Here is a 12,787-nt window from a genome sequence, read left to right as displayed (position 1 = left end):
ACATGGCCACAGAGCGCACACTTTCGATCATCAAACCTGACGCGACCAAGCGGAACCTAACCGGCAAGATCAATGCCAAGTTCGAGGAAGCCGGGCTGCGCATCGTCGCGCAAAAGCGCATCAAGCTGACCAAAGAACAGGCCGGCGTGTTCTACGCTGTCCATGCCGAGCGTCCGTTTTACGACGAGCTGTGCGAATTCATGGCATCCGAGCCCGTGGTCGTTCAGGTGCTGGAAGGTGACGGTGCCATCGCGAAGAATCGCGAAGTGATGGGGGCCACCAATCCTGCGGATGCGGCTGCGGGCACCGTGCGCGCCGAATTCGCGGAATCGGTTGGCGAGAACTCCGTCCACGGATCGGACGCGCCGGAAACAGCGGCCGTCGAGATCGCGTATTTCTTCTCTGGTCTCGAACTGGTCGGCTAAGGTCGGTAGTTATAAGTTACCGAAAGGGCCGCCCCTCAGGAGCGGCCCTTTTCGTTTGCCTTGGACAATTCAGCCGGTTTCTGTCTAGGCCACGCGGGGCGCATCCGCGCTGACAGAACCGTGTTTCGCGTCCACATGCGCGCGCAAAAGTGCTGCATTGCGGATGTTGGACTTGTACCCCACATCCAGCAGGTCGCCAAAAAGCGGGACCAAGCCGATAAGCCAGTCTGCACCTGAATTGATCGCTATGCGAGTCAAGGTGGTCTTCGGGACGCCTGCACGATGCGCGAGATGCATGATATAGACGGCAGAGGCCAAGGTTAGCGTATCGCCGACACCGGGTATCAGACCCAGAACGCTGTCCCAGCCGAGACGGATCGGTGTCAGGGGCACCCGAAAGGCGCTGTCCATACGACGGGCCAGTTTCTCTGCCTTGTCGCAGGCGCGCCGGTCATGTTCCGCTTGAGGCGAGTCCGGCATGCCGCTCATGCGGTCGTCGGGCCTTTCTTGGCGATAACCCAGACGGCGTGCACGATGCCGGGGATATAGCCGAGAATCGTCAGCAGGATGTTGATCCAGAAATGCTTGCCGATCCCGACCTGAAGAAAGACGCCAAGCGGCGGCAGGATGATGGCGATGATGATGCGGACGAAATCCATGATTGGTGGTCCTTTCGGCTGTGTTACTCTTGCCAAAAGAACGCGCTGTCACGCCCGATTGTTCCCGTCGTGACCAAGCTGCCGTCAGGACGGGCGTTTCGGACGCTCGATCACTCCGATGGCGTCCAGAGCGGCCTCCAATGCCGACCGGCCTTTGTCGGTGCTGCGCGAAACTTCGGATTTGAGCTGATCGAACCGGGTGCGCAGCGCTTCCTTTTCTTTGCCTTCACAATCGTTCCAAGGGCGTCCCTGAAGCGCCATATGCAATACATAATAAACGATGAAATGCGGGCGTGTTCCGCAAAGCAGCATGCGGCGGTATCCTTCATGCGCACCCAGTTCGCGCAGCTCTTCGGCGGACCGGATGCCCGACCGCGCGCAGGCTTCCTCCACCGCTGGTCCCAGGTTGCGGATTGACGACACGGGTGTGCTCATCCGCGCGCGCCCTTGGACAACAACGCGTCAACCTCGGGGCCCGCGATGCTTTGCCCGAGGCTGATGAAGCTGCCTTTGCCGAACATCTCGGCAGCCGCTTCGCGGATCACCCGATGTGTGGCGCGCGCCAGCGCAGAGCCCAGCGACAGACGCGCGACGCCTGCCGCAGCAAATTCTGTCCGTGCATGCGCGGTGAACGGTCCCGCGACCAGCGCGTTAACCGGCAGGCGCGTTGTGGCGCAGATTCGTGCAAGATCGGTAAAACGGGGTGGCAACGGGATGTAGACGCAATCGGCACCCGCTTCCTCGAACGCCGCGATCCGGCGCAGGGCTTCGTCCAGATCGTATTGGCCGTTCATCACCCCGTCGGCGCGGGCCACCAGGACCATATCGCGCGGCAAAGCGCGTGCCGCGGCACTTGCCGCGCGGATACGTTCAGCCGCGAGGTCAGGGGGATAGGCGGCGGCATCCGGCGGCGCGGCATCTTCGATCGACAAGCCAGCAAGGCCCACTTCGGCGGATAGCCGCACGGTGTCTGCGCAGTCTTCGGGCGCATCGCCAAAGCCATTTTCGAAATCGCCCGAGACCGGAAGGCTGGTCGCCGATACCAGTTCCGCCGCATGGGCCAGGGCCTCGTCGCGGCTGATCTGTCCCCCATCGGGCCGCCCCAGGGTAAACGCATGTGCCGCCGAAGAAGTGCCGATCGCTTGCGCGCCCATCGCGGCCAACATCCGCGCGCTGCCAATATCCCAGGCGTTGGCCAGAATGAAGGGAACACCGGGCACATGCAGGGCGCGGAAGGCGGGGCCGGGATCATGGCGCATGGTGGGGGCCTTTCGTTTCGGGGAAAGTCGCCCTTGCGATCTCCGCATGTGGGCCTTGAGACGGCAGCGCTGTCAAGCTCTGTCAGCCAGCGCTGCCTGAACTTTCTTAGGCAGTTTCGAACGGATCAGATCGTAGGACGTGGTCAGCCTGTCGCGCAACTCATCCTCTTCCGCCAGCCCCCAGGGCACCATCACCCAGGAGCGATGGAAATAGGCGGCGCGTTCGGCTCGGCCCATCTCGATCAGGAATTGCGCGCTGTCGATATCGGCGGTCTTGACCGACACACCTTGATCCATGGCACCGATACAGGCGAACATCTTGCCGCCCACTTTCCACGCATCATGCCCGCCGCCCCAGGGGTCGGAAACCTCCGCTCCGGGCAGGGTGGTGCATATGCGGTTGACGATGTCGCGGGTCATGTTGCCGATCATGCGGCAGCATCGCCGATTTCTCAAGCCAAACGAACGCAACGCATGTCAGCCGACACAGCCAACGGCGCGGCCGCACGGCGCGATCCTTGGGGTGGGGGAGATACCGGACTGACACGTCGGACGTCGGCCGAAACCAGCGTCATCAAGATTTTCGCGACGGTAGATGGATGATGGTCAGCGGTGGCCGATCCGGCGAAACCCGCACCGGGCCGAAAGGACCCGGTGCCTAGCGGGATGCGAATTGTTTTGCACGGCGCGCAGCATTCGGCTAAGGGTTCGCCCATGAAAACGGCGATCTGTATTTGCGGACCCATTATCACCGGCTGACACGCTCGGCGGGCCGTTCTTCTGTTTCCTCCATGATCCGAAGTTGCTAAGCCCGCCGCGGACCCGCGCGCGAGGATGACATGACGACGATCAAGCTTTACAACACCAGGACACGCTCGAAAGAGGTGTTCACGCCCATCGATCCGGACAATGTGCGCATGTATGTCTGCGGGCCCACCGTCTATGATCGCGCCCATCTGGGCAATGCACGGCCCGTGCTGGTGTTTGACATTCTCAACCGCCTGCTGCGGCATATCTACGGCGACGATCACGTCACTTATGTGCGCAATTTCACGGACGTGGATGACAAGATCAACGCCACCGCGCTGGCCCGCAAGGAGGCCGGCACCGAGGGAACGCTGGAAGAGTTGGTCCAGCAGCGCTCGGACGAGACCATCGACTGGTATCATCAGGACATGGACGCGCTTGGCGCGCTGCGTCCCGATCAGGAACCCCGCGCAACCGAATTCATCCCGCAGATGATCTCGATGATCGAGGGGCTGATCGCCAAGGACCACGCCTATGAGGCCGAGGGCCATGTGCTGTTCGCCGTCGAAAGCTATGCCGAATATGGCAAGCTGTCAGGCCGCACCGTCGACGATATGATCGCAGGCGCACGGGTCGAGGTTGCGCCTTATAAGCGCAACCCGATGGATTTCGTGCTGTGGAAACCGTCCTCGGACGATCTGCCCGGTTGGGACAGCCCGTGGGGCCGGGGACGACCTGGCTGGCATATCGAATGCTCCGCCATGTCGTTCGAATTGCTGGGCGAGAGTTTCGACATCCACGGCGGCGGCAACGACCTGATGTTCCCGCACCACGAAAACGAGATCGCGCAAAGCCGCTGCGCGCATCCATCGGGTGATTTTGCCAATGTCTGGATGCATAACGAGATGCTGCAAGTCGAGGGCAAGAAGATGTCCAAGTCGCTCGGCAATTTCTTCACCGTCCGAGACCTGCTGGACCAGGGCATTCCGGGCGAGGTTATCCGCTTCGTGATGCTGTCGACGCATTACCGCAAGCCGATGGATTGGACAGCGGAGAAGGCGGCCGACGCCGAGAAGACACTTAAAAAGTGGTATCGGCAAATTGGCCTCGCCGTGGCGGGTAGTGGCGAAGTGCATCCACAAGTTGAGAACGAACTGCGCAATGACCTTAATACGCATGGTGCACTAACAGAGTGTCATGTTCTTTCGAATGCCGGGGAGGTGACAACATTGCGTGCAAGTATGGAATTGCTTGGGCTTGTAAAGGATCCGATACCTGAATGGGCGATGGTCTCTGGTTTCACGGATGCAGAAACAGGGTTGGTTCGAACGCTTCTTCAAAGACGCGACAATGCGCGCAAGAACAAGAACTATGATTTGGCAGACCAAATTAGAGACGGTTTGGCGAATGCCGGGGTCGTCGTAAAAGATACCGGCGGCGAACCGAATTTTGAAAAGTCAGAAAAATTTGATGCCAATAAGTTGAGTGAGTTGTGGGAGGTGCAATGACAGGGCGCAGAACAGTTCTACCTATCGAAGCCACATGCTCATACTTACAATATGTCGCGAAACTTAGGTGCCGGAGTGGGGGCCAGCCCCCACACCCCCGGAGTATTTTCGCCATGAAGAAGTGGGGAGTGGTGTGATGGTCGCTGAGGGCGATGTGAGCGGGAAAGAGCGCCTTTATCTGTATGACACCACGTTGCGCGACGGGCAGCAGACGCAGGGGGTGCAATTCTCGACCGCCGAGAAGTTGCGGATTGCGGCGGCGCTGGACGGGTTGGGTCTGGATCACGTCGAGGGGGGTTGGCCGGGGGCAAATCCCACCGACAGCGCGTTTTTTGATGAGGTGACGGGGATGCGGGCCACGTTGGTGGCCTTTGGCATGACCAAGCGGGCCGGGCGCTCTGCCGCCAATGACGAGGTGTTGGCGGGGGTGATGAATGCGGGTACGCCCTCTGTCTGTCTGGTCGGCAAGAGCCACGAATTTCATGTGCGCACTGCGCTGGGCATCTCGCTGGACGAAAATGTCGAGAATATCCGCGCCTCGATTGCGCATCTGGTGTCGCAGGGGCGCGAGGCGCTGTTCGACGCCGAGCATTTCTTTGACGGGTACAAATCCGATGCGGGCTATGCGCTGGACTGCCTGCGCGCGGCGCTGGACGCGGGCGCGCGGTGGATCGTGCTGTGCGATACGAATGGCGGGACGCTGCCCGATGAAATAGCGCGGATCGTGCACGAGGTGATCGCGGCGGGCATTCCGGGCGCGCGTCTGGGCATTCACACCCATAACGATACAGAGAATGCCGTTGCCGGATCACTGGCGGCGGTGCTGGCGGGCGCAAGGCAGGTTCAGGGCACGTTGAACGGGTTGGGCGAACGCTGCGGCAATGCCAATCTGACTTCGCTGATCCCGACGCTGCTGTTGAAAGAGCCCTATGCCAGTCAATTTCAGACCGGGGTCAGTCTGGATGCGCTGGAAGGGCTGACCAAGGTCAGCCGGATGCTGGACGATATCCTCAACCGCGTGCCGCTGAAGCAGGCACCCTATGTCGGGTCTTCGGCCTTTGCGCATAAGGCGGGGTTGCATGCCAGCGCGATCCTCAAGGACCCCACGACCTATGAGCATATTGATCCAGGAGAGGTCGGCAACAGGCGTGTCATCCCGATGTCGAACCAGGCCGGGCAGTCGAACCTGCGGCGGCGTCTGGCCGAGGCCGGACTGGAGGTCGCCGCCGGTGATCCGGCACTGGCAAGGATCCTCGAACGGATCAAGGCGCGGGAGTCCGAGGGCTATTCCTATGACACAGCGCAGGCCAGTTTCGAGCTGTTGGCGCGGGACGAGCTGGGCCTCGCGACGGAATTCTTTGAGGTCAAGCGCTACCGGGTGACGGTGGAGCGGCGCAAGAACAAGTATGACAAGATGGTGTCGCTGTCCGAGGCCGTGGTGGTCGTGAAGGTTGACGGCGAAAAGCGGCAGTCGGTCAGCGAGTCGATGGATGCCAGCGGTATGGATCGCGGGCCCGTAAACGCGCTTTGGCAGGCGCTGGTCAAGGATCTGGGGCAGTATTCCGCGGTTCTGGCCGATATGGGGCTGGTCGATTTCAAGGTACGCATCACCCAAGGCGGCACCGAGGCCGTGACGCGCGTCATCATCGACAGTCAGGACGGGCAGGGTCGGCTCTGGTCTACCGTGGGGGTCAGCGCAAACATCGTAGATGCCTCGTTCGAGGCATTGCTGGACGCGGTGCGGTGGAAGCTGATCCGGGATGCGGTGTGACGATGTGTGAGGGGTTTTCTGGTGCTATATGTGTCGCGCGAACGCGTCCGATACCTGATCCGCGCGGCGGTGTCCTGACATTGTTGGATGAAGAACGGCAGGCACGCCAATGAGCGTTGACGCCTGCGCTGCCTTGGTCGAACGGGGCGATCCGTGGCGGTTCGCCTGCGCGATGGCGGCCCCTGTCGCGGCGCGGCGTGTGCTGTTTCCGCTTTACGCGTTCAACATCGAAGTGGCGCGCGCGCCTTGGGTCACGCAAGAGCCGATGATCGCCGAGATGCGTTTGCAATGGTGGCGCGACGCGCTGGAAGAAATCGCAACTGGTGGCACGGTCCGGCGGCACGAGGTTGTCAGCCCGCTGGCGGACGTGCTGGATGCGGATGCCGCGCGCCTGTTGGACCGTCTGGTCGAGGCGCGGCGTTGGGACATCTACAAAGCACCGTTCGAGGACGCACAGCACCTGACGCATTACCTTGAGGACACGTCCGCCTGTCTGATGCGCGCTGGCGTGCGGGCGCTTGGCGGCGCAGATACCGGCGTGGCGGATTACGGGTTTGGCGCGGGCCTTGCGATGTTCCTGCAAGCGGTGCCGGAACTAGAGGCGCGCGGCCGGGTGCCGTTGGTCGATGGACGGCCCGAGGGTGTCGCTTCGCTGGCGCGGGATGGGCTTGCCAGGCTTAGGTCCGGACGCAAAGCGTTGCGCCTGTCACGAGAGGCGAAAGCGGCGCTGTTTCCCGGTGTCACGGCATCCGCGCTGCTGGCGCGGGTGGTTGCGCGTCCCGGCTTGGTGGTGGCAGGTGGCGTGCAGGTCTCGGAGGCGGGGCGCAAGCTGCGATTGATCCGGGCCTCGGCCTTCGGACGGGTTTGAGCGGCGGTTACACGACGTCGGGTCCTGTATGCGCTTTGATACGATGAGGCGCGAATAGGCAGCCGCTTGAGCACCTTGCGCAAGGGACGCAATCCAACGCAAACCGGTTCTGATCAGGCACGCTCGGCTTCGTTTTGCGGACGCAGATACAGCCAGATCAGCGCACCGCCGGCGAGGGCGAGGAATGGCACCATCGCCATGTTGACCGCCGACCAGCCTTGTTGCGCGGACCCGCCAGAGCAGTTCATCAGCCCGCCGGAGGCCAGCGAGGCAAAGGTCACGCCACCAAACACCAGCAGATCGTTCAGACCCTGCATGCGGCCACGCTCGTGCGGTTCATGCGCGCCGGCCAGCATCGAGGTCGCGCCGATGAAGCCAAAGTTCCAGCCGATGCCCAGCAGGATCAGCGCGATAAAGAAATTCTCCAGCTGGACGCCTTGCAGGGCGACAGCACCCGCAGCGGCCAGGATCACCAGGCCGGCGGCCAGGATCTTTTCCACGCCGAAACGGGCGATCAGGTGGCCGGTGAAAAAGGATGGCACGAACATTGCCAGGACATGCGCGGTGACGATATCGGCGGCGTTGTCTTTCTCGAATCCGCAGCCGACCACTGCCAACGGGGTGGAGGTCATCACAAGGTTCATCAAGGCGTAGCTGACCATGCCGCAGATTACAGCGACGGCAATGCGCGGCGTTGTGATCAGCTCCCAGCGGGAGCGGCCTTTGGGCGCATCCTGATCGGGCACGGGCGGGCGCGGAATATCGAGAAACAGAAACAGCAGCGAGCCAAGGACGTTCACGCCGATGACCGCAAGGTAAGTGCCAAGGAACGGGATCACGAAGGAATCGCTGGTCAGCTTGACGAGTTGCGGGCCGATGACGGCCGAGGCCAGCCCGCCGGCCATGACATAGGAAATCGCCTTGGGTCGGTAAGCGTCCGACGCGGTATCGGCAGCGGCAAAGCGGTAAAACCCCTGAGCCGACATGTAGATACCCGTAAGGAAAGACCCCAGCAGAAAAATGGGAAATGAGGACAGGTAAAGCCCATAAGCCCCCACCACGCCCCCCACTGCACCGCCCGCGGCACCGATGAAAAAGCCCGCCCGCCGTCCAAAGCGCTGCATCGCCCAGGAAATCGGCGTTGCCGTCAACATGGATCCCAGCACGATCAGTGAAATCGGCAAGGTTGCAAAGCACAGGTTCGAGGCCAGCGATTGCCCGGCCAAGCCACCAATGGTGAAGATCATCGGCATCTGCGATCCCAGGATCGCCTGCGCCAAAGCGAGGACAACGACGTTGCGCCGGGCGCGTCTGTCTGACTGTGCGGTTTCCATGCAGGATCGGTAATATGTCGCGCGGGGCGCTGCAAGGCTCGGGTCACTGAAATCTTCTTGGCCAATCGCCGCAGCCTGTGCCACACCTGCGTACCGGAATGGAGAGCTTATGATCGCACCATCAATAGCGGGCCAGCCTGACGTGGGCCGGATCATTCAAAGCGATGCCTGTGTGAGTGAGGGTGCCGTTTGGCTGGCGGCAACCGAACCACGTTTCGCTCATGCGCTGAAACTTACGGGGCCGTTGCCGTTGCGGTTACGCCCGGATGGCTTTGGTCAGCTTTTATCGGCGATTGTCAGCCAGCAGGTCAGCGTCGCCTCGGCCCGCGCGATCTGGGAAAAGCTTGAAACAGCCGGGATGGTGACTCCGGATGCCATTCTGGCCGTGACCGAAGAAGATCTGCGCGGGCTTGGCCTGAGTCGTCAAAAGGCCCGCTATGCGCATGCTTTGGCCAAGGCGGGGCTGGATTTCGAGGCGCTCCGGCACGCGCCCGATGATGAGGTCGTCAAGCGGTTGACCGCCGTTACCGGAATTGGCGTCTGGACCGCCGAGATCTACGCGATGTTCAGTCTGGGCCGCGCGGATGTATTCGCACCCGGCGATCTGGCCTTGCAGGAAGCGGCGCGGGTTCTGTTTCATTTGCCCGCACGGCCCCGCGAACGTGAGTTGCGAGAGATGGCCCGCGCCTGGTCGCCCTGGCGATCGGTTGCAGCCCGAACGCTCTTTGCCTACTACCATGTGACCAAGGACAAAGAGGGATTGGCATGACACGAGTACTTCAGGCCGGACGCAAGGAACCACTGTCGGGCGAGGCCCGCTCGGTTGTTGTCTTCCTGCACGGCTACGGCGCCAATGGCGCGGACCTGCTGGGGCTGGCCGATCCGCTCAGCGAACATCTGCCCGACACATTGTTTGTAGCGCCTGACGCGCCAGAGGCCTGCGCGGGCGCGCCAATGGGGTTCCAGTGGTTTCCGATCCCATGGATCGACGGCTCCAGCCAGGAAGAGGCGGAATCTGGCATGCGGGCGGCGGCAGAGGATCTGAACGCCTTTCTCGACGCGCTTCTGGTGGACGAGGATATGCTGCCGGAACAGATGGTGCTGCTTGGGTTTTCGCAAGGCACGATGATGGCATTGCATGTCGCGCCGCGGCGCGAAGATGCGGTTGCCGGCTTGGTGTGTTTCTCTGGTCGGTTGCTGTCGCCGGAACTGCTTGAGGATGATACCATCAGTCGGCCCCCGGTGCTGTTGGTCCACGGAGACGCCGATGACGTTGTGCCGCCGCAATCCCTGCCTGAGGCCGCCGAAGCGCTGCAAAAAGCCGGGTTCAAAGAGGTTTTTGCCCATATAATGAAGGGCACAGGGCACGGCATCGACCCCGAAGGTCTTGGCGTGGCGCTGGCTTTCTTGCGCGACAAGTGCAGCCTGTAGCGCAGCAATACCCCTTGGCAACCGCCGCATATGGGCTGTGCGATAGGTCGGCCCGTCTGCCCGCAGTGGAAGACTGACCGGCACATTGGTCAAATGACGACAGATATGTCCAAGCGTTTGATGTGCCGTAGGTCTAGACGGGACGTGGTCGTTTATCATCCCGTCTAGTGGCGGCTGATCTCGCCATTGTCACAACTCTGTCAAATCCAGTCGATATGCTGACGCCAAGCACCTCAACTAGCGGGGGCTTGCGCCAAGCCATCCACGATATATAGTGGCCGCAGGCTAGAGCGGGATGGCCTGCTCCGGTGCTTGGAAAACGTCAGGCAGGGCGGGGGACGTGTCGCAGATGCAAGCCGATTTCAGAACGAATTTTGTCCGGGAATCCGGTGTCTTACGACAACATCCGGCCTTGGTCCTGAACGCGGATTATCGGCCGCTGTCTTATTACCCCTTGTCGCTGTGGCCTTGGCAGGACGCGATCAAGGCGGCGTTTCTGGACAGGGTCGATATTATCGCCGAATATGACGAGGTTGTCCGAAGCCCGTCGATGTCCCTGAAAATTCCCAGCGTCGTCGTCCTGAAAGATTATGTGAAACCCAGAAAGCGCGTGGCCTTCACGCGCTTTAATCTTTTTCTGAGGGATGAATTTCTCTGTCAGTATTGCGGATCGAAGGGGGACCTTACTTTCGATCATGTGGTGCCACGCGCTGCGGGAGGGATTACCAGTTGGGAAAACGTGGTCGCTGCCTGCGCGCCTTGCAACCTTCGCAAAGGATCGAAATCCCTGCGCAACGCCGGACTGTCGCTGCGCAAACCACCGCGCCAGCCGGGCGCGGAAGAGTTGCGCAATATGGGCCGCCGCTTTCCGCCCAACCACCTGCACAAAAGCTGGCTGGATTTCCTTTACTGGGATGCAGAGCTGGAAGCCTAGGCTGCGCGATCATGGCCAATGTAAAAATGACCATAGAAATCACCAAAACTGGTTTTTGAGGTCAAAAGTGATGCATCGGATTCACAGAGCGTTGACGTGTTAGGATATAAAACCGCCGCAATGTCCTGACTCGTCCATGCGTGACAACATGTGGCCGCTCTGATCGATCCGAAAACTGGCGTGGTTGCCGCGACATTTACAAAGGTCAAATTTTGGTCCGGCGTGCCTGTCTCGGCCCAAAGCCAACTGCGACCTCGGCACACTTTCCTTGTAAGTTATTGAAATAAAACTCATTACCTTGGATTGCGCGACACGCACCGTCATTGAAAAGCAAATTTTCTGGAAATTTGGTGGGCGACCCTGGAATCGAACCAGGCGTGCGTCTCCGCGAGGGAGTTACAGTCCCCTGCCACACCTTGCGGCCTGTCGCCCACGACCGGGCGTGCCCGGTGTGAGGGGGTGATTACATTTGCCCCAAACTGGCGTCAACAGGAAAATCCCTTGCGCCGGGCAGAGCGTCGTCGCATTGTCGCGGGCCGTGGCGAATGGGGAAACGGGCAGATGAAAAAACCAAAATGGGTGGTCGAGAAGGAACAGGCAAAAAAGGCTGCCGGGTCAGAGACCGTGTGGCTGTTCGGTCTGCATGCCGTGCGCGATGCGTTGGAAAATCCCGCACGCGAAAAATTGCGCCTGATCGTGACTCAGAACGCCGCCGATAAACTGGCACCAGCTATTGCCGCTGCCGGGATTGACCCGGAAATGAGCGATCCGCGCAGGTTTTCGGCACCACTTGATCCGCAATCGGTGCATCAGGGGGCCGCGATGGAAGTCAAGCCGCTGAACTGGGGGCGGCTGGAAGATGTGTGCCTGGGCGATGGCACCGCGCCACCGCGCCTTGTTCTGCTCGACCGTGTGACCGATCCGCACAATGTGGGGGCCATCCTGCGCTCTGCCGAGGTGTTCGGGGCTGCGGCGGTGATCGGGACGATACATCATTCGGCCCCCGAAACCGGTGCGCTTGCCAAGACTGCGTCGGGCGCGCTGGAGCGTCAGCCATACCTGCGCATCCGCAACCTCGCCGAGGGGATGAACAAGCTGCGCGACATGGGCTATGTGCTTCTGGGTCTGGACGGGGAGGCCGAGATCGAGCTGGAGTCCGCTTTGGATGGTTGTCGGGATCGTCCGGTGGCGTTGGTTCTGGGGGCCGAAGGGCCGGGTCTGCGGCCCAAGACCAAGGATACCTGCGATCAATTGGTCAAGATCCCCTTTGCGCGGGATTTCGGTTCTCTGAACGTGTCCAATGCCGCGGCGGTGTCGCTCTATGCTGCGCGCCCGTGAGCACAGGGGCTTGTAACGCGAAGGGCGGCCCTCAATATTTCAGGCGGACCACCGGAGACGTGAGCAGAGATTTCGAATGACCGCCAATACCAAGATTGCCACCTGCTGTTACTGCGGAACCCGTGCAGCGCTTGAACTGAGAGGGGATGTTCGGCACGAATTGGCCTGCACCTCTTGCGGTGCACCACTGCACAATCTGAAGATGTTGCGCACGGACGCTGCGGCGGTAGCCAAGGGGGCACAGGGCAAGACCATGCGGCGGAGCAAACCGGCCATGCCCATGAGGGACAGACCGTCCCGCAAACCCAAAAAAGCGCGCTATAAAAAGCGGAAAGGTTTGGCGCTGCGTTTCGTCGAAGAGGCGTTTGACGTCATTGAGGATCTGTTCGATTGAGCTGTCTCGCGGACGGACAGCATCCGGAAGGCAAATACTGACGGCGATTTTGTACCTCATAGCGGTGGCAGGGCGGCAGAGCGCTTCGTTGCGCGTTGATGTCGTGTCATAAGGTTTGC

Annotated in this window: 16 protein-coding genes and 1 tRNA gene; 10 read left to right on the top strand and 7 right to left on the bottom strand. The window is 61.0% G+C overall.

Annotated features, from left to right (window positions below; all coding sequences use genetic code 11):
- Positions 1–2 precede the first annotated feature (2 nt).
- Positions 3–425 (top strand): nucleoside-diphosphate kinase, encoded by a 423-nt coding sequence (gene ndk, locus B8991_RS13440; RefSeq protein WP_084353513.1) that lies wholly within the window; start codon positions 3–5, stop codon positions 423–425.
- 84 nt (positions 426–509) lie between these two features.
- On the opposite strand, the gene B8991_RS13435 is transcribed toward ndk, so the two are convergent.
- The 5 genes from B8991_RS13435 to B8991_RS13415 form a co-directional block, all read right to left on the bottom strand.
- Entirely contained in the window at positions 510–905 is a 396-nt protein-coding gene (locus B8991_RS13435; protein WP_084353573.1) for a DUF4112 domain-containing protein, read from the bottom strand.
- A 5-nt stretch (positions 906–910) separates the two neighbouring features.
- On the bottom strand, positions 911–1,084 hold the full coding sequence (locus B8991_RS13430; protein ID WP_084353512.1) for a YqaE/Pmp3 family membrane protein: 174 nt from the start codon (positions 1,082–1,084) through the stop codon (positions 911–913).
- A gap of 84 nt (positions 1,085–1,168) precedes the next feature.
- Entirely contained in the window at positions 1,169–1,519 is a 351-nt protein-coding gene (locus B8991_RS13425; protein WP_084353511.1) for a TfoX/Sxy family protein, read from the bottom strand.
- The gene (locus tag B8991_RS13420) at positions 1,516–2,343 is read right to left on the bottom strand and encodes an isocitrate lyase/PEP mutase family protein (RefSeq protein ID WP_084353510.1); all 828 of its coding nucleotides are present in this window, start codon (positions 2,341–2,343) and stop codon (positions 1,516–1,518) included. The genes B8991_RS13425 and B8991_RS13420 overlap by 4 nt, the downstream gene beginning before the upstream one ends.
- 72 nt (positions 2,344–2,415) lie before the next feature.
- Positions 2,416–2,763, bottom strand: a complete 348-nt coding sequence (locus B8991_RS13415; RefSeq protein WP_084353572.1) for an MmcQ/YjbR family DNA-binding protein — start codon at positions 2,761–2,763, stop codon at positions 2,416–2,418.
- 54 nt (positions 2,764–2,817) lie between these two features.
- Here B8991_RS13415 and B8991_RS22160 point away from each other — a divergent pair, with 54 nt between their 5' ends.
- From B8991_RS22160 to B8991_RS13400, 4 genes are all read left to right on the top strand, one after another.
- Positions 2,818–2,946 (top strand): hypothetical protein, encoded by a 129-nt coding sequence (locus B8991_RS22160; protein WP_268876741.1) that lies wholly within the window; start codon positions 2,818–2,820, stop codon positions 2,944–2,946.
- Positions 2,947–3,182: 236 nt separating this feature from the next.
- A complete protein-coding gene (gene cysS, locus B8991_RS13410; RefSeq protein WP_084353509.1) occupies positions 3,183–4,598 on the top strand; it encodes a cysteine--tRNA ligase in 1,416 nt (471 codons plus the stop codon).
- A 136-nt stretch (positions 4,599–4,734) separates the two neighbouring features.
- Positions 4,735–6,369, top strand: coding sequence for a citramalate synthase (gene cimA / locus B8991_RS13405; protein WP_084353508.1), 1,635 nt, complete (start codon positions 4,735–4,737; stop codon positions 6,367–6,369).
- A gap of 109 nt (positions 6,370–6,478) precedes the next feature.
- Complete coding sequence (locus B8991_RS13400; protein ID WP_084353507.1) at positions 6,479–7,237, top strand: squalene/phytoene synthase family protein; 759 nt, start codon at positions 6,479–6,481, stop codon at positions 7,235–7,237.
- Positions 7,238–7,350: 113 nt separating this feature from the next.
- Here the strand turns inward: B8991_RS13400 and B8991_RS13395 are convergent, their stop codons facing one another.
- Entirely contained in the window at positions 7,351–8,571 is a 1,221-nt protein-coding gene (locus B8991_RS13395; RefSeq protein ID WP_084353506.1) for an MFS transporter, read from the bottom strand.
- Positions 8,572–8,680: 109 nt separating this feature from the next.
- On the opposite strand from B8991_RS13395, the gene B8991_RS13390 reads away from it, so the two are divergent.
- The 3 genes from B8991_RS13390 to B8991_RS13380 all read left to right on the top strand — a co-directional run bounded on the left by B8991_RS13390 (position 8,681) and on the right by B8991_RS13380 (position 10,936).
- A complete protein-coding gene (locus tag B8991_RS13390) occupies positions 8,681–9,340 on the top strand; it encodes a DNA-3-methyladenine glycosylase family protein (protein WP_084353505.1) in 660 nt (219 codons plus the stop codon).
- Entirely contained in the window at positions 9,337–10,002 is a 666-nt protein-coding gene (locus B8991_RS13385) for an alpha/beta hydrolase (RefSeq protein ID WP_084353504.1), read from the top strand. The genes B8991_RS13390 and B8991_RS13385 overlap by 4 nt, the downstream gene beginning before the upstream one ends.
- A gap of 349 nt (positions 10,003–10,351) precedes the next feature.
- Positions 10,352–10,936: an HNH endonuclease gene (locus B8991_RS13380; RefSeq protein WP_084353503.1), complete on the top strand. Its 585-nt coding sequence runs from the start codon at positions 10,352–10,354 to the stop codon at positions 10,934–10,936.
- 348 nt (positions 10,937–11,284) lie between these two features.
- On the opposite strand, the gene B8991_RS21490 is transcribed toward B8991_RS13380, so the two are convergent.
- A tRNA-Tyr gene (locus B8991_RS21490) sits at positions 11,285–11,368 on the bottom strand.
- A gap of 129 nt (positions 11,369–11,497) precedes the next feature.
- Here B8991_RS21490 and rlmB point away from each other — a divergent pair.
- Together rlmB and B8991_RS22315 are read left to right on the top strand one after the other, a co-directional pair.
- A complete protein-coding gene (gene rlmB / locus B8991_RS13375) occupies positions 11,498–12,274 on the top strand; it encodes a 23S rRNA (guanosine(2251)-2'-O)-methyltransferase RlmB (RefSeq protein WP_084353571.1) in 777 nt (258 codons plus the stop codon).
- Positions 12,275–12,476: 202 nt separating this feature from the next.
- A complete protein-coding gene (locus B8991_RS22315) occupies positions 12,477–12,668 on the top strand; it encodes a hypothetical protein (RefSeq protein ID WP_412780867.1) in 192 nt (63 codons plus the stop codon).
- Positions 12,669–12,787: the final 119 nt, after the last annotated feature.

It is taken from the genome of Primorskyibacter flagellatus (genome assembly GCF_900176485.1).
Lineage (GTDB): Bacteria > Pseudomonadota > Alphaproteobacteria > Rhodobacterales > Rhodobacteraceae > Primorskyibacter > Primorskyibacter flagellatus.
This window is presented reverse-complemented; position numbering and strand designations above follow the sequence as displayed.